Raw genomic sequence first — 23390 nt, forward strand, 5'->3', positions numbered from 1 at the left:
GTTTTATTAGCTAGCAAAAAAGGCTCAGTCTATCTTTAGTAAGATAGACTGAGCCTTTTTTATGCCTTTTTATGCTTTTTTATATTTAAAATTAGTGACTCTCTTGTGCTGTTTCTTCCTCGACTGCTGGAGGAAGTTTGAATTGTTCTGCATCAAACGTACCTTCCCAACGGTCTACAATAATCGCACTAACCATTGATCCTGTAACGTTGATCATGGTACGACCCATATCAATAATTGGATCAATTCCAAAGATTGCTCCAATACGAGACATGTATGCTCCAAGGCCTAAACTATTCAAAGTAACAGTAGCAGCAACAGTTGCAGTCCCCGGTACTCCCGCAATTCCGATTGAACCAATAGTTACAACAATAATCAATAGAACATAGAAGGCAAAGTTCATTTCAACACCTGTAGCTGTAGCTAAAAGAATCCCTAACATGGCAGGGAAAATTCCAGCACAACCGTTCATACCAATGGAAGTTCCTAGAGTTGCAACGAAGTTTCCACTTTGGTCAGATACTCCTAAGTCTTTCAAAGTATTCAAAGTATAAGGAAGAGTTCCAACACTTGAACGACTTGAGAATGCAAATAACATAGTTGTGAATGCTTTTTTATAGAACTGGAAGGGATTTACTCCAACTAGTAATAAAAGACCCATGTAGACGATTAGCATCGCCACTACTCCTAAATAAAGCACTAGAATAAAACTAATAACACTCATGATAACAGAAAGACCATTTGAAATAATAGTGGTTGCAATTAAAGCAGTAACTCCATAAGGCATTACTTTAATAACGTTTGTTAGTACACTGTTAACCACTACTTTACTAGAAGTTAAAAAGTTTAAAAATGGAGCAACTTTCTCAGGCTTTTTACCTTTCAAGAAACGAATGGCACTACCAAATAATCCAGCAGTAATTACTACAGATACAATTGCACCATTGTTAGAAAATACAGAGAATATATTGTTCGGTACTAAGTTTAAGAAAAATTCAGGGAAACTTTGAGAGCCAATACTACCTATTTGATCCGCTTTTCCTGCAGCGATCTCACCAGTGAAACTTGTAGCATCTAATGGGAATATTTTCAGCAAGAGGATCATAACAACAACAGAGATAGCAGTTGTTCCTAATAAAATAGCGAAGGTTTTTCCAGTCAAACTTCTGATATCTGTACCTTCTACTTTAGTAATCACTTCAATAATGGACAGGAATACAATTGGAACTGCCAATAGTTGCACCAGACGAATGAATCCAGAACCAAAAATACTAAACCAACTAGTAATTTCACTTTGTGCAAAATCAGTATATAATGCTCCAATGTTTGTACCAAATAAGTCAATGGCAACACCAATTGCCAATCCTAAAATAAGAGCTGCTATCATCCGATTTTGGAACGATGATTTACGTTTTTTTAATCCTGTTAGAAGTACATAAGCACCTATAAGAGCAACAAAAGCAATCAATGTAATATAATTACTCATTTTCAGAAAACCTGTAAATAATGGAATATCTATCATGATTTTTCTCCTTATTTTGCTGTATTAGCAGCAATGTTTAGTGGTTCCCACGTTGTAGCGAATGGTGGGGCATAAGCGTAATCGATAAAGCCAATTTCATCGGTTGATAAACCTGCATGGATGGCAGTTGTTAGTGCAGTCATACGTAATACGGCATCTTTCTCACCAAAAACTTGAGCGCCTAATAGTTTTTTTGTTCCCACTTCATAAATCAACTTCATATCAATGGAAGTAGGGTTTGGCCAGTAGTTTGTATAGCTTGGTGTAGAAATAAGAGTTGTTTTATATTCAATTCCTAGCTTTTCAGCTTCTGCTTCATTCATTCCTGTACGACCTGCTTCATAATTGCCCGCTTTTACTGCGCCAGTGCCTAGACTTCCTATGAATTCTAATGTCTTTTTGTTTTCAGAAACAATATTTACTCCTACAATACGTCCAATCTTACTTGCCATTGTTGCAAGTGGAAGATAAATATCTCCTAATTGACGGTGCATGGAGGAAGCACAATCTCCAGCGGAAAATACATCTGGAATGGAAGTTTCTCCAGAAGGATCAATCACAATCGCACCATTTTTCAACATATTTAAACGCTCGTCTTTAGCAAATGCTGTATTGGGACTGTATCCAATCGCAAGTATAACTAGATCCGTATCAATCGTTTTCTCATCTGTTTTCACTTGAGTAACGATTCCGTCTGTTACAACAAGTTCTTTAACGAATTGGTCTAAAAGAATTTCTACGCCTTCTTCTTCAACAGCTGTTTTTATTTTTTCTGAAAATTCAGGATCAAATTGTGTAGACATCAATCGATCTAGTCCTTCAATCATGGTAACTTTTTTACCTAATTGAGCGAGTTGATCAGATACTTCTACGCCGATGAACCCACCACCTATTACAGTTATATTTTGATAATCATCTAAGTGATCTTTTATTTCTTGAACGGCTTTCAAACGAGTAAATGTATAAACATTCTTAGCATCGACTCCTTCGATTTTTGGAATGATTGCGCTCGCACCTGAAGCAATCATCAAACGATCATAAGAAATAAATTGTTCTTCTTTCGTTTGAACATTTTCATAAGTGACTACTTTTTTATCATAGTCTATTTTTGTGGCTTCATGACCTATTTTTATATCGATTCCTGTTTTTTCCATTTGTTGAACAGTACGAGCAAACATAAAATTTTCGTCTTCGAATTGTCCTCCTAAATAGTAAGGTAATCCACATGCTCCAAAAGAAACATATTCTTCTTTTTCAATAACCGTAATGTTTGCTTCTGGATTTTCTCGTGCAGCTTTCGCCGCAGCTCCCATTCCAGCCGCAATTCCTCCAATAATAACAATTTCCATAATTAGAACTCCTTTTTTTAAATACGCATGTCTGCTATAAATTCTATCTCGACAAGAGCACCTTTTGGTAAATTCGCCACTTCAAATGCAGAGCGAGCTGGATAAGGTTGTTTCATATATTGTGCATAAACATCATTCATTGCAGCAAAATCATTAATATCACTTAGCAAAACAGTAGTTTTAATAATATTACTAAACGGTATTCCTTCTTTGATTAAAATGGCATTGATATTCTCTAACGATTGTGTAGTTTGTGCTGTTATGTTGGCTTCCACTAATTCATTCGTCTCAGGATCAATCGGTAATTGTCCTGAGGAGAAAAGCATTTCATGCGCGACGGTATAGGCACTATAAGGTCCTACTGCTTCTGGTAATTTTGACATGTTATTCTCCTTCTTGTTCTTGAATGTTCTTTTCATTTAACCATTTTGCCATACGATTAAATGCTTTTTGAACGAGTTCTTTAGATGTTCCTAAGTTAATTCGGACAAAATCTTCTCCGCTTTGACCAAACGAACTTCCCTCTTGAAATAAAATCCCCTCTTCTTGAGCTAGTTTCCACGTGAATGTGTCTCCAGTCATTCCTGTTTTTGAAACATTAACCCATAGGACATACGAAGCATCCATTGGCATAATCTCTAGCATAGGAGTTTCTTTTGCCATAAATTCTTTTGCCCATTCATAATTTTTAATAATATAATCAAATGAAGATTCTAACCATTCACGTCCTTCTGGTGTGTAACCTGAAATCAATGCTGCTGCACCGAAAACGTTCGGTTCTTCAACATGACAAGCTTCCAAAATTTCACGATATTGAGTTCTTAATTTGTGACTGGGTATAATTACATAACTCGTTTTCAAACCGGCAATATTGAAAGCTTTGTTCGGTGAATTAAGATATACTAAATTTTGACGATATTTTTCATCTAGCTCTAGAGTACTTGTAAAAATATTTTGATTAATATGGTCAGAATGTGCTTCATCAGAAATTAAAATAATGTTATATTTTAAACATAAATCAGAAATTTTGTTTAAATCTTCACGAGACCAAACGGTACCCCCTGGATTGTGTGGATTACATAAAATATATATTTTAGGAAGTTGTTCCACCATTTGACGCTCTAACTCCTCAAAATCAATTACATAACGGTTCTTTTCATCGATATCCAATTCATTTTCGACTAATATAGCATGATTTCGCTTCGTAGCCTCTCGAAATGGATTGTATACAGGAGTGTTGATAAGAACACGATCTCCAGGTTTCGTGAATGTTTGAACAACATGGTATAAAGAATTAACAATACTATAATCCAATGTAATTTCTTCCAAAGGAACTTCTTTCTTGGTTTTAAAACTCATCCAATATTGAACGGCTTTAAAAAATTCTTCATATGGATAAATATAAGCTAACGTTTTTTTACTCAGGATTTTTTCTAAGTGATTATAGATGGGAGGTGCTAACTCGTAATCCATATCTGCAATCCACATAGAGATATAGTCATCTGGTACTGGACCAAACCTTTCTTCAATAAAGCACTTCGACCATTTCTTAGAAAAATCATTGTTCCGATTTGCTAAACGATCGAAATTATAATTTGTCATACTATCTACTCCTTTTCCCCTTGCATTTGATCCCTTTTATCTTTCCATAAAGTATTGTAAACCTTTTCAAACGAAATGTCTATAACTATTTATTATTACGAGAATAAATTATTAAAATTCTAATAATTTGTTCTCGGGGTGAAAAAGAATCGTATTTTTGATATACTGATAGAAATGAAGCTAAAGGAAGATTGCTATGAAACCCAAAAAGAAAAAGCATTATATTGATTTAGTACATTTTCTAGGAAAAACATTAGGATCAAATCATGAAATTATACTTCATCTCATTGATGAGGATGGAACTTCCATTGCTGCTATTGAAAACAATCATATTAGTGGGCGTACTCTAGACTCTCCTGTTACAGGTTTTGCTTTGGAGTTAATGAAAAAAAATAAAGAAATGGATACAAATTTTGTAACTAATTATAAAGCACGAAATAAAGTTGGAAAAGAAATTAAAGGGTCCACCTTTCTGATTAAAGATGAGGAAGATCATTTAGAAGGATTACTTTGTATTAATATTGACAATTCTATCTATCAGAAGCTATCCGATGATATCTTACAATTAGCCAATCTTTCTTCTCCTATTTCTGAAGTTGTACTGAATTCTACTAATTCAAAATCTACTCCCTCAGAAGCAGGAGAAGGCATGGTTGAAATCCTTTCAAATAGTATTCAAGAAATTATTTATGAAACAATCGATCCCAAAATACTAGATGGAAAATATACATTAAGTACCGAAGCAAAAATTGAAATGGTTGAAAAATTAGAGAGAAAAGGCATTTTTCAATTAAAAGGAGCAGTCAGTCAAGTTGCTGAAGTCCTAAATGTATCCGAGCCTACTATTTATCGATATTTAAAAATGATAACGAATAAGGGTTAAAAAGGGTTGATAAGAAATATAAGATATCTATTTTCACAAATAACTAGCTTTTTTAAGTTCACCCTGATATAGTTATAGCTATCTTTCCTCTTCACATAGCAAGAGTTAACGCTATGTCTTGTTCGCCAGTACGTTTTAAACTCCCTGTAAAGAAAGTCGATGGTAGCTGAGAATCGACCATAGTTTATAAACAGAATTACACGTTCAAGCTGACATTTACATATAATCTAACAAGGAAAACAAGAAATTGTTTTTAAATTAAGGTGGTACCACGAAGAGAATTCGTCCTTAGCTATTTATAGCTGAGGGCGTTTTTTTATTTTAAAGGAGGTAGGGAGACAATGAATTGCGGGGGAATCATTCGTTATCGTGGCTCTTTTGACTTGTAAAAATAAAACAATCAAAAGGAGACATAAAAATGAATAAAAAAATAAACCAAGTATCGTAGAAGCTAGTATCGTATTAGGAATCGTCATCATGAGTATTGCCTTTGGGGTAATTGGGTTAAAGGTTTCACCAAATATCGCTATTCTATTTTCGATTGCTCTGGTTATGCTTTATGCCGGAATTAAAAAGATATCCTTTGATCAATTGCATGAAGGAATCGTAAATGGAATCAAGCCAGGAATCATTCCTATTTTTATCTTTATTTTAGTAGGTGCTCTCATTGCCGTCTGGATTCAAGCAGGAATCATTCCCACCTTGATGGTAAAAGGGTTTCAAGTAATTAGTATCAAATGGTTTGTTCCTTCTGTCTTTATCGTTTGCGCCATTGTTGGTAGTGCGGTAGGAAGTGCTTTTACCGTTATGTCGACGATCGGGATTGCCTTTTTTGGAATTGGAACTACATTAGGAATTCATCCCCCTCTTATCGTTGGAGCAATTGCATCGGGTGCTATTTTTGGTGATAAAATGTCACCATTATCCGAATCAACAAACTTAGCTGCAGCTATTGCGGAAGTCGATTTATTTAAACATATTAAGCATATGTCTTGGTCTACGATTCCTGCTTTTACTGTTTCTTTAATCCTTTTTTCTATTTTTGGAATAACCAATCAATCTGCACCTCTTTTGGAAATCCAAGAAGTGATTCAAGTTTTAGAAAACAACTACACCATTTCAAATTGGGCATTCATTCCTATTTTGTTAATGTTTATCTGTGCATGGAGAAAAATTCCAGCTATTTTAACGATTTTAATAAACATCGGAGTAGCGATTCTCTTTATCTTTTTCCAAAATCCTTCTGTAAAAATTACTGAAATTGCTTCTTCCATCGAATCTGGTTTTGTATCGGTGACAGGTAATCAACAAATTGATGCTCTCCTTTCTCGCGGCGGGATTGAAAGCATGATGCCTACTGTTTCACTCATCATCCTGACGTTGTCTTTAGGTGGATTATTGATGGAGACAGAATTGATTGGAACGGTGATGACTTCTTTATCTAAAAAAATCCACACGGTATCTGGAGTGGTGATTGCTACTTTACTTACTTCCATTGGTGTCAATATTTTTATTGGAGAACAATTTTTGTCCGTAATTTTACCAGGGAATGCTTTCAAAGAAATCTATAAAGAAAAAAATCTCGATTTATCCGTATTAAGTCGTACGTTAGAAGATGGTGGAACTGTCATCAACTACTTGATTCCTTGGGGAATTGCCGGTAGCTTTGTTGCCAGTACCTTTGGAGTTCCAACATTGACGTACTTCCCTTTTGTATTCTTTAGTTTATTGTCTCCCATTTTTTCTGTTTTAAGTGCTTTGACTGGGTTTGGGATTAAAATGGCTGTTCGTTCAAAAGTAGAAGAATCTTTTGGATAAAAACAAAAAGTTATTTTGAATTGTATCTGTTGACAATTTTAAAAAGTCTGTTAAAATTGCTTACGTTAACACATGCGTTTCATGTGACTAGGATCGACTAGGCATGAAAAGATCTTTCAGGGGAGAAGTCTCTTCCTTGTCAGTCTTTTCATGCTTTTTTTTTCTTATTGGCCATAAGAAATAGCCCTGTAGGGATTTCCGCTCCATGAAACGACCATTTCTGCAGAAAAGGATAAATAAAATGAAAATAAAAAAAATATTGAATCAAAATGCTGTCTTAGTGGATGATCAAGGAGAAGAGAAAGTAGCAATCGGCAAAGGAATTGGTTTTGATAAAAAACGTAATGATTTATTACTTTCTCGTGATATAGAGCGTTTATTTGTTTTGGAACCAGAAGGACAAATGAAGTTACAGACTTTGTTGAGTCAAATTGATGAGAAGTATTTGTTTGCTGCTGAAAAAATTATCGATCATGCAGAAATTGTTTTGATGGAGAAATTGAATGAGCATTTATTAATTATTTTAACCGATCACATTGCTTTCGCAGCACAAAATATAAAAGATGGTATTATTTTACGAAATAAACTACTACCAGAAATTGAAATATTATATCGTGAAGAATTTACGATTGCACAATGGTCCGTTGACTACTTGACAAAAACGATTGGTATTCCTTATACCTATGACCAAGCAGGCTATATTGCGATCCATATCCACAGCGCTCGAAGTGGAGAACAAGACAATCATCGTAGTATCCGCGAAGTAACGATTGTTTCAGATATTATTCAATTGATTGAAAGAGAATTGGACATTAACTTACATGCAGAAGAAATGGCTTTGAATTATTCTCGTTTAGTGAACCATTTACGTTTATTGCTCCAACGTTTTCATAATCAGCAATATACCACTTTAGATAATGAGATTATCGAATTGGTTAAACTTAAATATCCAGAAAGTTACCATGTTGCAAAACAAGTGCGAGTTTTGCTCATCAAAAATTATCAGTTATCTACTACAACAGAAGAATTAGGCTATTTGGCGATTCATATCGAAAGACTTCGCCTTGCTAGTCATAAATAATAAAAGAAAAGGTAGGAAAAAAGATGAAAGCATATATGCAACGGATGGGACGCTCCTTAATGCTCCCAGTAGCAACATTACCTATTGCAGCCTTATTTATGGGAATCGGTTACTGGATTGATCCAACAGATTGGGGTGCAAATAACATCCTAGCTGCCTTCTTGATAAAAACAGGAGGAACTATTTTAGATAATTTGGGAATCTTATTTGCAGTTGGTTTGGCAATAGGAATGTCTAAAGATAAAGATGGATCTTCTGCTTTAGCAGGTTTGGTTGCCTTTTTAACTCCTATTACTCTTGTTAGTTCCAGTTCGGTAGCTTTATTTACCGGCCAAGAAACTGTTAATGTAGCTTTTGAAGCTATTAATAATAAAAATGTATTTATTGGGATTTTAGCTGGTTTAATTGCAGCAGCCATGTATAACCGCTTTTCCCAAGTTAAATTGCCAATGGCCTTAGCTTTTTTCAGCGGAAAACGATCGGTTCCAATTATAACCGCTGGAGTAATGGCAATTGTGTCAGCTCTATTGATTTTTGCATGGCCACCGGTTTATAACTCTTTAGTTTACTTTGGAGGAATGATTTCAGGTTTGGGTGCAGTAGGCGCTGGCCTTTATGGTTTCTTTAATCGACTATTAATTCCAACAGGTTTACATCACGCATTAAATAACGTCTTTTGGTTCAACTTAGCAGGGATTGATGATATTGGTAAGTTCTGGGCAAGTGAAGGAATTAAAGGGGTTACCGGAATGTATCAAGCTGGTTTCTTCCCAGTTATGATGTTCGGCTTACCTGCAGGTGCCTTTGCCATTTACCGATCAGCTCGTCCTGAAAAGAAAAAAGAAGTCGCTTCTTTAATGATTGCTGCTGCCTTTGCTTCTTTCTTTACCGGTGTAACAGAACCTTTAGAATTCTCCTTTATGTTTGTTGCTTGGCCTTTATTTGTAGTTCATGCTTTCTTGACAGGAATTTCGCTATTCATTGCAGCGACCTTCCAATGGACAGCAGGGTTTAACTTCAGTGCCGGTTTGGTGGACTTTGTTTTAAGTTTAAAAGTCCCCATAGCAAATAAGCCGTACATGCTTCTTTTGTTGGGACTAGTTATGGCAGTCGTATACTATTTTACTTTTATGTTCGTAATCAAGACCTTTAATTTAATGACACCAGGCCGTGAAGAGTCTTCTTCTGAGGATTCTGAGAATGAGGGAGCGATTGCTAATGGCGATGATAAATTCGCAGTAATGGCAAGTCGCTTATACGAAGCACTTGGTGGTATAGACAATATTACCTCTATCGATAATTGTACGACCCGTTTACGTTTAGAAGTAAAAGATACTAGCTTAGTTAATCAAGATATGATTAAAAAAACAGGAGTACCTGGCTAAAAATTGATTGATGGAACAAACTACCAAGTCATTGTGGGAACGGAAGTACAATTCGTAGCAGATGCTTTATCTCAGCTTCACGGACAACCCGCTAAAACAGTTAGTGGACATGGCATATCCAAACCTGTAACGGTAGAAATAGCCAAAAGACAAGAAATTTATTCGGTTGCAAATGGAACTGTCATTCCTATCGAGGAAGTAAATGATGATGTCTTTTCTAATAAAATGATGGGAGATGGCTTTGCTGTTATTCCAACAAATGGCGATATTTTTGCTCCAATTGCTGGTAAAGTGTTAAGTATTTTCCCTAGTAAACATGCAGTTGGTATCCAAACAGACTCTGGTATCGAAGTATTGCTACACATGGGAATTGATACTGTCAGCTTAAAGGGTGAACCCTTCACGGTTTATATAGAAGAAGGACAACAAATTGCACGTGGTCAGTTGATTGCTACTGTTGATTTACAAGCTTTAGAAGCCGCAAATCGTTCTAATGACATGATTGTCATCTTCACAAATGGTGACCATGTTGAAAACTTGGAATTCAACACTGGTGACTCTCTTGCTAACGAAGTAATTGGTACCGTAGAAAGTAAATAACGTTAAATAGCATCAAAGTAGAATCATCTACTTTGATGCTATTTTTATATTTTTTTATAATAGTAATCTCTAAATTATTCTCTTTGCTGAAGAATATCAGAGCGAGTTATGATTCCCAATATTTTTTGATTTGGCTCTCCATCATCTGTCACAAATAATGCTTCGCGATGAATCTCATCAAATAAGGTTTCTACTTCATAGATATCCATTGTACTCGGAATGAATTTATAATTGGCTTTCTTTTGGTCATGGATCAAAACGTCCTCTACTTTTATATCTTTTAAAGAAATCGTAGATTCAGACAGTTGATTAGATAACCAATAACTGATTCCATTATCTGTTAATAACCCTTCAAATTGACCTTGATCGTAGATAGGATATTGAGAATAACGTTCTTTATTAAATGCACGCAGAACATCCACTAATGGGGTATCTTTTTCAAACTTTTTAACTTTTCTTTGGGCAATATGAAAAGCGGTCAAAGGATGAATTAACAAATTATGGATATACTTTATTTCCTTTATTGTTTGATTAGAAGGAACAGCAATATCACGATTATCATTATGTGCCAATATATTTCTTAAATCTCCAAACGTTCTCAGTTGATTTGCATATTTTTTGACAACGGCAGAATGATTACTGGATTTATCAATTTTTTCATAAAACGGTAAGTGATTCCCGTTGTATTCTTTTTTTACGATTTCAGAAAGTTCGGCTTCTAATTTACCAAAATATTCTATAAATGTTTTTGTGTTATTTTCCATAAGGACCTCTTTCCACTTTTATTTAATTTTTAAAATAATTTTCCCGATATTACGACTTTCTTCCATATATTGTTGGGCTGCTTCTGCTTCTTCTAATGGGAAAACTTTATGGACAATCGGTTTTATACGACTGTTCTCCATAATTGGTAATACTTTTTCAGAAAATTCATGAGTTAGTTCAGATTTATAGGCATCACTTCTAGGGGTCAGTAACGTTCCAGTTAATGTAATGTATTTCATCATTAGACTAGTTATATCTAGATTTTCTATCTTACTTCCACCTAGTGTTCCAATTAGAACCCAATGACCTCCTTTTTTAATGCTTTTTAGATTCTTTTCCCAATAGGAAGCACCAATAAAATCTAGGATCACATCTACTCCATGATTATTGGTAGCTGTTAATACTTTTTCATCAAAGGACTCTTTCTTATAGTAAATCAAAAAATCTGCTCCTAGTTCTTTACAAAATTCTAGTTTTTCTTTAGATCCGGCTGTTGTAATCACATTTGCGTCAACAAGTTCTTTAGCGAGCTGGATAGCAGCTGTTCCAACGCCACTTCCCCCTGCATGTATCAGAACCGTTTGTTTTTTTGATAGCTTTCCATGCCAAAACAAAGTCTGATAAGCGGTTAAAAAAACTTCAGGGATTGCGGCTGCTTGTTCAAAAGTAAACATCTCTGGGATTTTCATAGCACGATCAGATGGTAAGACTGCATATTCTGCATATCCTCCTCTATTAACGAGCCCCATCACTTTGTCTCCAACTTCAAAAACAGATTCACTCTGTCCTACTTTTGCAACAATTCCAGCCACTTCAATCCCTAGTCCCATTTGTGGAGTTGAACTAGACATTTTTTCTCGACTTAAAAGGTCCGTACGATTTATCCCAGCAGCATGCACTTCAATTAAAAGCTCATTTTCTTTTATACTAGGTTTTTCAGTTGTTCCTATTTTTAAAGTAGTTCCTTCTTTTTCTTGATGCACAAAAATTGCTTTCATTCGTTACACTCCTTTTACTAATCCGTTTGTAAATTTTTATTCGATAGGAAGTTTCACAGTAAAAGAAGTTCCTTTTTCAGGAATACTATCTACTGTTATTTTTCCTTGGTGAGCATGAACGATACTTTTTACAATGGACAGTCCAATTCCTTGACCACCTAAACGACTATTTCTGGATGGATCAACCATGTAGAATCGATCAAAGATATGACTTAATTCATCCACACTCATTCCTTTTCCTGTATCTTGAATCGTCCATTTTATATATTCCTTGTTCTTTTCAATAGAAATAGAAATCCTTCCTTTTTCCGGTGTAAATTTAATCGCATTGGCTAATAAGTTCGTGAAGACTTGGCTTATTCGATCTCTGTCAGCCTGTACCTGTACACTTTCTCCGTTCACTTGAATAGATAGCTGTTTTTCTTTAATTAATGCTTCAAAATTGGCAACCACCTGATTACTCAAGTCCTTCACGTTTACTTTTGTTTTTTGTATGACCAAGGACTCCCTTTCCATTTCATTCAGCCGTTCAATATTACCAATGAGTCGAGTCATTCGATTGATTTCAATATAACAGGTTTCTAATCGTTCCGGAGTTGGTGCCCAAATTCCATCCATCATAGCTTCTAAGTTTCCTTTTACTGTCGTAAGAGGGGTACGGATTTCATGCGCTAAATCTCTAGAGAGTTGGCTACGCATTTTTTCTTGTCTTTTTAATTGAGAAGTCAGCTCATTTAAATTTTCCATTAGTTCATTCATTTCCACAATAGGAGTATCTGGTTCTAAAAAATCTTGATAGCCTCCCTTGCTAACTTTTTTTGTAAAATGATTGATTGTAATAAGTGGCTTACTAAATTTTTGTGCAATCGACCCAGCAAATAAAATTGAAAACAGAAAAGCAGTTCCTCCCACTATCAGAAAGTTTTGTTTCATTTTCGTAATAAATTGCTGGTCATCTTCTGTATAGCTTGATGATTCTTTGAAACGGAAAACAGCTGTACCTATTGACTTTCCGTCTTTTTTTAAGGAGTAGCTTCTTTCTAGTTCATCACTCGTTGATTGGTTCATCATTCCGTGCATAGAATGATTTCCTTGCATATCGTGAGACTGAGCAGAAGACTGTAGGAGGTCTCCTTCTTCGTTATACAGTTCAAACGAAAAATCTGAATGCATCGCAAACATATGCAAACTATTCATCATTTTTTCATCAAACCCTGACCCTATTTGATATGCATCTTCAATGTCTTTCACGTATTCAGAAATCTCTGTTTCTTTTCGCTCTTCAACATAATCTTGAAAATAAACATCCATCAATTGGATCGTTCCCCAACTAATCATGCCAATAATCAGAAAGGAGAATAAAAGAAACGAGAAAACAAGTTGCCATCTAATGGTCCGTTTCATTCTTCCCCTCCAAATCGATACCCTACTCCATATATGGTTTTAATATATTTGGGTTGACGAGGTGTATCTTCTAATTTTTGCCGAATATTTTTAATATGGGAGTCAATGGCTCGATCGGTACTCTCATACCCCCAGCCTTTACTATTTTCCAACAATTGATCCCTACTGAACACTTGATTTGGATGCTTTGCCAAAAATTCTAACAGATTGTATTCACTCGCTGTATACTCTACTTCTTTTCCTTTTAAAAAAACTTGTCTCGACTCTGGCAAAATTACCAGTTCACCTTCATAAAAAGAAAGACGAGATTCTTTTTTCATTGGTTGGACTCTACGTAACACTGTTTCAACACGTGCTACTAATTCTTTCGGACTAAATGGTTTCGAAATATAGTCATCTGCTCCGATATGCAAACCTTTTAAAATATCACTTTCTGAAGAACGTGCTGTCAACATGATGATCGGCACAGAAGAGTCTTTACGAATTTGTTTGCATACTTCAATTCCAGATACATCCGGTAGCATGAGGTCCAAAACAAGTAAATCGGGTTGGTGTTCACTAAATTTTTGCAAAGCTTCTTTTCCTGATTCAGCACGAAAGACTTCATATTGATTGGCAACTAAGTAAGCTTCTACAATATTTAAAATATTCGGTTCATCATCCACAATTAAAACTCTCATTTTATTCCTCCTCTTTTCTTTATCATACTCGTTAATGATGGAGACAACGTGGAGACGGTTCTTTCTTTATAATTGTACCAAAAAAAGAAAAAAAGGTTCTCCATATTTTCTCCATGATGTTTTCTTATGATAAAGATATAGAAAAAAAGAACAGGAAGGTGACGTAAATGGGACATCATTTTTTCTCATCTAGTTGGATGAATCAATTAATGGGTGGAGGACAACGGGGAACTAGTATGATGGGAGGATTTTTACTCTTTAGGATAATCGGCTTTGCTCTTTTTCTTTTTCTAATTTTTTATTTATTGAAAAAAAGAAACAGCAACCGATACAACCAAACGATACAGAAGAAACGGCATTAGAAATCCTTGAAAAAGAATTTGCAAGAGGAAATATCACAGAGGAAGACTTTTTAATTAAGAAATCTTATCTGGGTTTTCCTGAAAATAGAAACAAAAAGAATAGGAGAAATTAATATGAACAAAAAAATGTTCCAAAATGGAATTTTTTCAGTTGCTGCACTATTGGTATTTGCTACAGCTTCATCAACAGTCGTTTCTGCACACGGTAATGGTGATCAACAAACCATGGAACGTAGCGAAGGCGGCCATCACATGCAAAACCACTCTTCTATGTGGGAAGAAAATGAAAATCAAGAAGACTGGGGAAATACACATCGTTCCATGCACAAGAGTGAGAACAGCTCATGGGAAAATAGAACTGAATCAGAGATGCGTACTGGGGCGAGAGGAAGTTGTCACTCCAGCCAAACAGATGATGAACACGAAAACAGTAGGATGATGCAATCTAGAAATTGGTCAGATGATCACGCTCACTCTCAGCATTTCAGTCATGGATCCGTCGAAAACAATTAAATTTTTTAAATAGGAAAGCAGAAGGATTTCCAGCAATCGTTGCTGTGGATCCTTCTGCTTTTTAAAATCCTTTATTTTCCTTCATATATTCTACTTCTTCTGGAGTAGAATCACGATTCAACGCTTTATTCCGATGAGGAAATCTCCCGAATTTTACAATAATATCACGATGTCCTATTTCAAATTGGAGCGTATTTTCCATACCTTTTTCGGCGAATAGTTCCATAGCGATATCGTGAATAGCCATAGATTCTGAATGCATAAAAGGCATATATAAAAACGAACGTTGGCTGGTGGTGAGTTTGTCAATTTCTTCCGTACGAATTGCTTCTTGTGCTAAAACAAGCGCAATTCCATCTGTAGAAAATGCTTTTGCTTGATCTCGAAACATATTACGGGAAAATTGATCAAGGATAATGATTTCTGCAAGACGCCCTTGAATCGTTTCTCTCCATTGCCATAGTTCACCTGCAGCTGCTTGACGATGAACTTCAGAAAATCGTTGTCGAATTTCCTCATCGAAATGTTCATCCTTTTTAAAGTGAAATTTTGGATCTATTTCCTTAAACCAAAAATCTAATATTTCTTGGTATTCCATTTTATTTACACTCCCTCATAATAAATAAGTTTATTACTGTCATTATATCTGATATACAAACATTTTTAAAAGTATTTGCTGTTTTTTTGCGGATATTAAGGAAGGGAGTCTTAACAAGGAGGGAAACAAATGAATCTAAAAGAACGCGCACTACCAGAAGAACTATTTGTTTTACAAATTTTAGAACAACGAATGAGTTTATCTTCGCCATTAAAACACCGACTCTATACTTTGCAAGTGGGCTATGATGGTGAAATCATATTTGATAAATGGCTATTAGCTATGGAATGGGATAGCATTGTTATTCATGATTTACGTATCAAACAAAATTTTTCCGAAGTTCAAATCGATACTTTAGTAATTACAAATAAAAAGATATTTATTTTTGAAATTAAAAATTTTATCGGAGAATATTACTGGGAATCTCAAACTCTTTTTAAAAAGCCAAATAAACAAGTAAAAAATCCACTTCATCAATTGGAGCGCAGTAAATTACTTATACGTCAGCTTGTAAATGAATGGCAATGTGATTACTCAGTAGAAGCTTCTCTGATTTTTGTTCATCCTCAATTTACATTGTTCAACGCTTCGTTAGAAGCACCTATTATTTTACGTTCTCAAATAGAGGAACGACTTCATGCATTTAAACGTCTCTCATCAGGAATTACATTAGAAAATAAAATTTTTGCAGAAAAATTAGTTCAAATGCACCTATCTACAAACTCTTTTTCCCAGCTACCGAATTATCAGTATCATCAATTAAAAAAAGGAGTTCCATGTGCACATTGTCAATCCCTTCTTACTCAACTTCGAGGTAGAAAATGTTTTTGTAATCATTGTAATCTTCAAGAAAATATTTATGCATCCATTCATCGTCTAACAAAAGAATTCAGTCTATTATTTCCAGAAGAGCAAATAACTGTAAAGAAAATTTATGATTTTTCTGGTGAAATCGTTTCTAAACAAGTTATTCGAACCGCTTTAAAGAAACGTTACCATGTATGTGGTAGTGGGTGGCATTCCTTCTACTTGCCTAATGTAGAGTAAGTGACCGATTACCTTTTTTGGCGTATATCGCAACCAACTACTACTCTTCGTTGCGATGCAAACTCTTTTTCGACGCATACCGCAACTAACTACCACTCTTCGTTGCGATACAAATCCTTTTCTGGCGCATACCGCAACCAACTACTACTCTTCGTTGCGATGCAAGCCCTTTTTCGGCGCATACCGCAACCAACTTGCATCCTTCGTTGCGAGGCAAACTCTTTTCTGGCGCATACCGCAACCAACTACTACTCTTCGTTGCGATGCACACTAAAAAAAGCCGGAAATTTTCCCTGTCGTTATCAATTCTGAGTAGAATCCTCTTCCTAATGTGCCTTCTCCTAGGTACTCAGGACCTGAGAAAGGTAATTTTGTTTCTTCTAATTCCATAATCTGATCTATTTTTCCATCTAGATAATCAGTCAGCAACAGAATGAGTGTCTCGTTCCTAGAAACGACTCCTCCATAGCGCACATCGATTACTTCCCAGCCAAATACTTTGTACTCTTGTAGCCATACCCCACGATGTGATGCTTGTAATTGTTTTACTTTTTCTCTTAATTGTTTTGCTTGTTGCAAAATGATTTGTAACTCATTTTTATTATTCTGATGATACGCATCCGATAATCGTATTCCCATCTCCGCTTTTATTGCTAACACATCTGCAAAATGATAATAAAAATCAAAGAGAAGAGTGAGTTCTCCTTCTTGTTCTGTGAGTGGTTTGAGCCTTTCACTAAGTTCTTGGTAGTACTCACTCAAATTCAGTCCTCGTATTGTTTCGTCAAATAGTCCTAATAAAGGATCTTGCCAAAGAATAGATTTGGACACAGAAGAAATATTTAGGTTTCCTTCCATCACTCCAGGCGTTTCATCAAAGTCATTTAAATATAAAAACTCTTCTAATTTCATACCAAAATTAAATTTGAATTCTTTTTCCATTCTTTTCTCATCGTATTCATTGTGATACGTTAATTCAGCAAAAAGTTGTAATCCAGGCAAAATAGTCATCAGAGGTGTTTCATTTCCATCATCGCCCCATACCGTTGCAAAAACTTCGTTTACTCCATTCCGTTTGCAACTAGTTAAAGCTGCTATCGTTGTGGCAAAAGTTTTTCCATAATTAGGAGCAATTCCGTTCCAGGTCCATATCCCACCAGCGAAAATCAGCTTTTTATTTAACTTTTGATGGTTTTGGATATAAGTATCATATAATTTTTCATCTTCATGATAGTAGTCCCAATAAACCATATCGATATCCGGAATCCCGGCTATAATTTTTTTGGTATTTATGGTTGTAAATCATAATAATTACCGGTACTAGAACCCGCTCGATAATACATGTCACTCCACATCATCGGCTCTAATCCATGTTTTTGAGTGATGCTAACTACTTCTTTTAAATGCTCATTCATAATACTAAATTGGTCTTTGAATCCATTTTTACGTCGATAAGCACCTAAACCAACATCATGAGCTTCATCCATTCCAATATGAATTCGTTTTGAACGGAAAGGACGACTAGCCGTTTCAATTAAGGTATCAATAAATTCATACGTTTTTGGTTCTCCTACTAAAAGATTATCTCTCGTATCTCTCATATCTTGAGCATACTCATATTGTAACGCTAACGTAAGATGCGCCAAAGTTTGAATACACGGAACCATTTCTATTCCTAAATCAAAAGCATAGTTGTCTATTTCTTTCAATTCATCTTCAGTATATCTTCCACGTAAGTAGCCAAAATAGAGATATTCTTTTACTTCATAAGTATCTTCGTTGTATAGCATAGCTAGATTTAAACCTAGCCTAGCCATATGACGTAATAATTTCTTCGTTCCCTCTACTTTTAATACAGCATTACGTGAATTATCAACCATCACTCCTGTTTTTCAAAAGCAGGTGTTTCGACTATAGAAAAAGGTTGTCCTTCTTGAATTTCCATAGCCCATAGATTCATCATCCGGAAAAAATTATTTTTGTGGGTGTAACCAATCATTCCTTCTATCCCATCAAAAGAAGCATGTAACTCCTTTTCATTTTTCATTATCTGGATTGTAATCCCTTCTTGATCGAACTCAATCTGAAGGTCCTTTTTTAATTCTGCTAATCCAACTTGAAGCTCTTCTAATTCACCCATCAAATTTACTTTCAACATATAACTAGTCCTTTCCATTATTTATTTGTTGTTTTTCTCGCTCTAATTTCATCAAATTTCTGAATAAATAGGTAGTCAAAAGTAAAATAGTTCCTGGTGTCACCAAGATTAATAAACTAGGTGATAAAAGATACGTAATATAAAAAACTAAAGCAACTTCTATCATTCCTGTTAAACTTAAAAATGGATAACCTATCGTTAGGTAAAAACTATTTCGAATATAATCACGTATCGATAAAAATTGATCGTTGATTAAATTAAGGACCATTAGGAATATATAGCTTAGTAATCCAGAAAAAACTAGAAAAATATTCCCTGCTGTCCCTAATATTCTTGTATAATATTGCCATGAGAATAGGAATAGACCTAGAATAACCGCAAAACCTATTCCAATCTCTACACTCTTTTTATATTCCTTCTTATACGTTGTAATAAACGTGCGAAATAAAGGGAAACTACTATCTTCTTGAATCAAAAATTTTCGAGTGACTGCTAAACAGGCCGTTATACTAGGTGCTAAAATGAAAGGAATTAGTGCAAGTCCGGTTATTAAAAGAGTTCCAATCTCATCTGAATTCTCCGCTTGAAACAAATTCAATAGAAGAAAAATATATGGAATATTTCCTAGCCAAAAGCAGATGGTTCCTCGTACAATGGCATAAATATATTTGGTTACAACCATTGCATGATATTGAAAATCCATTTTATTCTCCTCCTTCAATAATCTTGCGGCGATACTGATTTGGCGTAACTCCACAATTAATTTTAAATACTTTTATAAAGTATTGACTTTTTTTATATCCTACTAAATTAGCAATGTCTCCAACACGTAAGTTACTTTCTTTTAATAATTCTTTCGCTCGGATCAAACGTCTCTTGACAATATAATCTGATAACTTTTGTCCGGTTACCTGTTTATAAAAACGAGATAAATAAGCAGGATGAAAATAGACAATCTTACTAAGATCTTCTAGACTCAAACCTTCATTTAAATTTTCCTCTATATAGGTATTGATTGCCTGGATAACTGCTTGATTGTTATCCTTTTCTTCTTTGCTTTCCACTTTTTCTGAATCTTGGTTTATTTGTGCAATTCTATTTTCTTCTTTGGCTTCCTCCGAAGATTCTATATGTTTGCTTTCACAATCCCCTAATGTTCTTCCAAAGAAATCTTTATATCTTTCTTTGAGACCAACCTCTTCCTTTATAATAAATTCTTCGGAGAATTTAACATCTTCATAAGGATTCAATTCTAAAAAAGACTCAAGAGCATGAGCAGGGATGAGTCCAATATATTCGTTAGTTGCTTCCCACTGATATCCTGTATTATAAAAATCAGAAATAGAAGCAGCATCTATACTTCCTTCATAAATTTCTTTGTTAAAGATACTAAAGGGAACTTTACAAAATAAAAGTGGTTCTTTTATCAATAGTCCACCAAAAGAATCCTTTCTTCTACCTTCTGATTCTTCTTTCAAAAACATTCGTAAAACTGCCTCCATCGATCGGTAAAAATCTTCTGGTAGTCCATTTTGACCACTTTTATTTCTAATTTCCATCTCTTCTGTTTCTATTTCAGAAATAATTGTTTCAACTGCTTCAATTAATTTATTTTTTACAACCGGCTTTAGTAAATAGTCAGACGCTCCATAATGAATTGCTTTTTGTGCATATTCAAATTCTGAATGTCCAGACAGAAAAATAACTTGCGTTGGTAATTTCTTTTGGAATACTGTTTTCAACAAGTCAATCCCACTAATTTCTGGCATTCGAATATCACTAATCAATAAATCTGGGGCATCCCGTTCAATTTCTTCTTTTGCAATAATAGAGTTATGAAAGGTTCTAACGGAAGTAAAACCATATCTTAACCAGTTGATTAGATTTTTTAAATATTCCACTACATATTTTTCATCATCTACAATCATTAGTTTCAATATTTTTCCTCCTTTATCCTTTTTATTTTTATTCTGCGTTCTTTATTAAAAATCGTACCGTTGTTCCACCCCAATCATTTTTGACAAATTGAAGACGACTTGCTTCTCCAAGTATATTAATCAACCGTTGATTCACATTCCAAAGGCCTACTCCATGGTCTTCCAACGGAGGGGAAGAAGCATTAATTTGTGTATATATTTCTTTTATTCGTTTTTCATCCATACCGAACCCATCATCAGAAATTTCAACAACCCATTCTCTTCCTACCTTTTTACCATGAATAGAAATCCTTTCAGCTCCTTGACGTGCCTCAATTCCATGAACAATTGCATTCTCCACCAGCGGCTGAAAAATAAGTGGGACAATTTCTTGCTTTTTTAATTCTTCCGCTACATCAATCGAGAACGTAATATCTTTTCGAAGAGACATAATGTGAAGATAGGCATCAATCATTTTTAATTCCGATTCTACAGTAACGGTCTGATGGGTACTGGTTGTTATACTTTGGTAATATTCTGCTAGATATAACGCCATTTCTTCCACTGCATCGGCATTCATATGAGCCATTGAGACAATATAAGAAAAATTATTATAAAGGAAATGAGGATCTATTTGTGCTTGCATTTGTTTCATTTCCGCATTTTTTCTTAATTCATTTTCTTTTTGTAGGGTCATAATAAGCGTTTGAGTATTCTCTGACATTTCATTAAAATTTTGGAATAACGTTCCAAATTCATTATTAGGAATCGTTTCTATCCTTGTCACGTAGTCACCCTGAGTTGCTATCCCTAAATAAGTTGAAAGGGTTTGCACTTGTTTATAGATATCCGTATCAAACTTATAAATTAAAAAGATTCCATATAATGTAATAACGAGTAAGTTGATAGAAAAAATAAGATTAAAGGTGTCAATAGGTGTTGTGGATTGTTTGGAGTCCATATACGTAATCAAGCTCAAATTTAAACGTGGTATTTTTGTCATCACGAATGAAGAATCCTGATAGTAAAAGGATTGAATTTCCTTTCCATTTTCCCACTTCGTAGCCACTTCTTTTACAACCTGTTCATCCACAATAGTATTTGAAAGAACTTCTCCATTATCTGTAAGAAATAAACCAGAAAATTTTTCATCTACAGATACCTTATCTACAATTTCATCCAGATATTGATCACTTAACTTTACGATAATAATATACTCAGAACGAGATACTATATTACTTTTTTGATAAGGGTACCCTAAAAAGAAATACAAGGAACCATCGATCACATGCCATCCTTTTTCTTTTCTTTCAGCAAAAGGGTAGATCGTTGGCATATCAATTGGAGAACTAACCGCTTCTCGTGTCTCTGGCCAATATACCGCGATTCCCTCAATCGCACGACTAGCGAGTAATTGATCTTGAAAGCGAGTAAGAATCAATTCTTTTGCTAGTAATTGTTCTAGATAAGAATCACTTACCTTTCTGGATTGGTAATAGCGAATATTATCTTCACTTAAGTATTGTGCCCCATATATTTCAGCTTCTCGCACCGTTTCTGTCAGCCGATTTTTCATATAAAGAACTTGATTGACAGCAATTTCATCCAACGACTCTCGTAGAGCACGTTCTCCTTTAATATTTAATAATGATAGGAGAGCAAGAATTAAAACTAAAAAAATACTGAAAAATAGTACAAACTTTTTTATGACACTGTTTTTCATTTTCCTCATTTTTTTACTCCTATCATTTTTAAAATTTTCTAGTTATTTAAATGTAATAACTTGGGTATCATCTAACTGGACTGAATCGTAAAAGGACATCTCCACATTTTCACCTTCTAATTTTAAAGGTAGAGCTACGTAACCGGATTCAAAATAATGGTCTGCATTCCATCTGTCTCCAAAATAAAGAAATTGATCATCATATGTTTTCAAAATAAAGGATGGTTGCGAATGATAGGTTGTTTCATCCCCAAATTCTTGTAAAGAAGACCAATCCTCTTCTATCCCTTTGCTCGATGCATATTTGCCTTGATTTGGATACCAACCGGTACAAAATGAGGACAACAAATAATACACTCCTTCTTTTTCTACAACTGCAGGAGCTTCTCGATACTCTCCTTGCCATAATCGATGTACAAGCTTATCAATATTTAAATAATCTTCAGATAAACGATACACATGTAAATCTCCATTGTCTCTTGCAGCAGAGATGAAGTAAGCAACATCATCTTTATCTTGATAAAGCGTACAATCTCGAGACATATATCCAAATGGATTAAAGTGTCCATGATAAGTGAAGTCTCCATCTGGAGTATCACAAGTTGCTACTGCACAGGCTGCATCTGTATAATCATTTCCATTTTCATAATGAGTCCATAAAACAAATGTATTTGTACTCTTATTATATAACACTTTTGGTCGTTCTAAGTTCACTTTTTTCCCATCTTCATTTATTAATTTACAAACCGTACGAACTCGATACTCTTCCATCTTTGAATCTGTAGTTAAAATATGATTGCGGAACTCCCAGTTCACTAAATCTTTTGAACGGTAACAACTCACGTAAATATTGTCTCTTCTATCTTCTCCATACCAATAGTAGTAATTATCTTTTTTAAGAATATGTCCTCCATGGGCATGAATTGGATTCCCTTCGGTATCCTTCCATAATTCCCCATTTTTTAATTTATTCATCAATATCATCT

The 23390-nt window shown here is 34.7% G+C and carries 21 protein-coding genes and 1 pseudogene; 6 read left to right on the forward strand and 16 right to left on the reverse strand.

What is annotated here, in order from left to right:
• Nucleotides 1-91: 91 nt before the first annotated feature.
• Genes LZ578_RS11610 through LZ578_RS11625 form a run of 4 tightly spaced genes read right to left on the reverse strand, consistent with a single transcriptional unit; the run spans nt 92 to nt 4473 of the window.
• On the reverse strand, nt 92-1522 hold the full coding sequence (locus LZ578_RS11610) for a cation:dicarboxylate symporter family transporter (RefSeq protein ID WP_235145326.1): 1431 nt from the start codon (nt 1520-1522) through the stop codon (nt 92-94).
• An 11-nt stretch (nt 1523-1533) separates the two neighbouring features.
• Nucleotides 1534-2871 carry a CoA-disulfide reductase gene (locus LZ578_RS11615; RefSeq protein ID WP_235145327.1) on the reverse strand — a complete coding sequence of 446 codons (1338 nt, stop codon included), beginning with the start codon at nt 2869-2871 and terminating at the stop codon, nt 1534-1536.
• A gap of 17 nt (nt 2872-2888) precedes the next feature.
• Complete coding sequence (locus tag LZ578_RS11620; RefSeq protein ID WP_235145328.1) at nt 2889-3254, reverse strand: Rid family detoxifying hydrolase; 366 nt, start codon at nt 3252-3254, stop codon at nt 2889-2891.
• A 1-nt stretch (nt 3255) separates the two neighbouring features.
• Nucleotides 3256-4473 carry a MalY/PatB family protein gene (locus tag LZ578_RS11625; protein ID WP_235145329.1) on the reverse strand — a complete coding sequence of 406 codons (1218 nt, stop codon included), beginning with the start codon at nt 4471-4473 and terminating at the stop codon, nt 3256-3258.
• A gap of 196 nt (nt 4474-4669) precedes the next feature.
• On the opposite strand from LZ578_RS11625, the gene LZ578_RS11630 reads away from it, so the two are divergent.
• From LZ578_RS11630 to nagE, 4 genes and pseudogenes are all read left to right on the forward strand, one after another.
• Nucleotides 4670-5356 carry a transcriptional regulator gene (locus LZ578_RS11630; RefSeq protein WP_235145330.1) on the forward strand — a complete coding sequence of 229 codons (687 nt, stop codon included), beginning with the start codon at nt 4670-4672 and terminating at the stop codon, nt 5354-5356.
• A 441-nt stretch (nt 5357-5797) separates the two neighbouring features.
• Complete coding sequence (gene nhaC, locus LZ578_RS11635) at nt 5798-7174, forward strand: Na+/H+ antiporter NhaC (protein WP_255763986.1); 1377 nt, start codon at nt 5798-5800, stop codon at nt 7172-7174.
• 241 nt (nt 7175-7415) lie between these two features.
• A complete protein-coding gene (locus LZ578_RS11640) occupies nt 7416-8255 on the forward strand; it encodes a PRD domain-containing protein (RefSeq protein WP_235145332.1) in 840 nt (279 codons plus the stop codon).
• A 23-nt stretch (nt 8256-8278) separates the two neighbouring features.
• Nucleotides 8279-10240: pseudogene (nagE, locus tag LZ578_RS11645) on the forward strand (N-acetylglucosamine-specific PTS transporter subunit IIBC).
• A 74-nt stretch (nt 10241-10314) separates the two neighbouring features.
• On the opposite strand, the gene LZ578_RS11650 reads toward nagE, so the two are convergent.
• From LZ578_RS11650 to LZ578_RS11665, 4 genes are read right to left on the reverse strand one after another with little or no spacing between them, the layout of a single operon-like run.
• Nucleotides 10315-11004: a CBS domain-containing protein gene (locus tag LZ578_RS11650; RefSeq protein WP_235145333.1), complete on the reverse strand. Its 690-nt coding sequence runs from the start codon at nt 11002-11004 to the stop codon at nt 10315-10317.
• A gap of 18 nt (nt 11005-11022) precedes the next feature.
• Complete coding sequence (locus tag LZ578_RS11655) at nt 11023-12003, reverse strand: NAD(P)H-quinone oxidoreductase (protein WP_235145334.1); 981 nt, start codon at nt 12001-12003, stop codon at nt 11023-11025.
• Between the two features lie 36 nt (nt 12004-12039).
• Nucleotides 12040-13407 (reverse strand): cell wall metabolism sensor histidine kinase WalK, encoded by a 1368-nt coding sequence (locus LZ578_RS11660; protein WP_235145335.1) that lies wholly within the window; start codon nt 13405-13407, stop codon nt 12040-12042.
• On the reverse strand, nt 13404-14087 hold the full coding sequence (locus LZ578_RS11665; protein WP_235145336.1) for a response regulator transcription factor: 684 nt from the start codon (nt 14085-14087) through the stop codon (nt 13404-13406). The genes LZ578_RS11660 and LZ578_RS11665 overlap by 4 nt, the downstream gene beginning before the upstream one ends.
• A gap of 476 nt (nt 14088-14563) precedes the next feature.
• On the opposite strand from LZ578_RS11665, the gene LZ578_RS11670 reads away from it, so the two are divergent.
• Nucleotides 14564-14962, forward strand: a complete 399-nt coding sequence (locus LZ578_RS11670; RefSeq protein WP_235145337.1) for a hypothetical protein — start codon at nt 14564-14566, stop codon at nt 14960-14962.
• A gap of 61 nt (nt 14963-15023) precedes the next feature.
• On the opposite strand, the gene LZ578_RS11675 is transcribed toward LZ578_RS11670, so the two are convergent.
• Nucleotides 15024-15560 (reverse strand): DUF924 family protein, encoded by a 537-nt coding sequence (locus LZ578_RS11675; RefSeq protein WP_235145338.1) that lies wholly within the window; start codon nt 15558-15560, stop codon nt 15024-15026.
• Nucleotides 15561-15689: 129 nt separating this feature from the next.
• Between LZ578_RS11675 and LZ578_RS11680 the strand changes: the two genes are divergently transcribed.
• Nucleotides 15690-16607: a nuclease-related domain-containing protein gene (locus LZ578_RS11680; RefSeq protein ID WP_235145339.1), complete on the forward strand. Its 918-nt coding sequence runs from the start codon at nt 15690-15692 to the stop codon at nt 16605-16607.
• 270 nt (nt 16608-16877) lie between these two features.
• Here LZ578_RS11680 and LZ578_RS11685 read toward each other — a convergent pair whose 3' ends face one another.
• The 7 genes from LZ578_RS11685 to LZ578_RS11715 are packed head-to-tail and all read right to left on the reverse strand — an operon-like array spanning nt 16878 to nt 23379.
• Entirely contained in the window at nt 16878-17858 is a 981-nt protein-coding gene (locus tag LZ578_RS11685; RefSeq protein ID WP_235145340.1) for a hypothetical protein, read from the reverse strand.
• A 38-nt stretch (nt 17859-17896) separates the two neighbouring features.
• The gene (locus tag LZ578_RS11690; RefSeq protein ID WP_235145341.1) at nt 17897-18487 is read right to left on the reverse strand and encodes a family 20 glycosylhydrolase; all 591 of its coding nucleotides are present in this window, start codon (nt 18485-18487) and stop codon (nt 17897-17899) included.
• Nucleotides 18487-18765 carry a hypothetical protein gene (locus LZ578_RS11695; protein ID WP_235145342.1) on the reverse strand — a complete coding sequence of 93 codons (279 nt, stop codon included), beginning with the start codon at nt 18763-18765 and terminating at the stop codon, nt 18487-18489. The genes LZ578_RS11690 and LZ578_RS11695 overlap by 1 nt, the downstream gene beginning before the upstream one ends.
• 4 nt (nt 18766-18769) lie before the next feature.
• Nucleotides 18770-19468, reverse strand: a complete 699-nt coding sequence (locus LZ578_RS11700; protein ID WP_235145343.1) for a DUF624 domain-containing protein — start codon at nt 19466-19468, stop codon at nt 18770-18772.
• A gap of 1 nt (nt 19469) precedes the next feature.
• Nucleotides 19470-20693: a response regulator gene (locus LZ578_RS11705; protein ID WP_235146464.1), complete on the reverse strand. Its 1224-nt coding sequence runs from the start codon at nt 20691-20693 to the stop codon at nt 19470-19472.
• Nucleotides 20694-20730: 37 nt separating this feature from the next.
• The gene (locus LZ578_RS11710; protein ID WP_235145344.1) at nt 20731-22413 is read right to left on the reverse strand and encodes a sensor histidine kinase; all 1683 of its coding nucleotides are present in this window, start codon (nt 22411-22413) and stop codon (nt 20731-20733) included.
• A gap of 33 nt (nt 22414-22446) precedes the next feature.
• Nucleotides 22447-23379, reverse strand: coding sequence for a family 43 glycosylhydrolase (locus LZ578_RS11715; protein ID WP_235145345.1), 933 nt, complete (start codon nt 23377-23379; stop codon nt 22447-22449).
• Between the last annotated feature and the right edge of the window lie 11 nt (nt 23380-23390).

It is taken from the genome of Jeotgalibaca sp. MA1X17-3, assembly GCF_021513155.1.
In the GTDB taxonomy this organism is placed as follows: domain Bacteria; phylum Bacillota; class Bacilli; order Lactobacillales; family Aerococcaceae; genus Jeotgalibaca.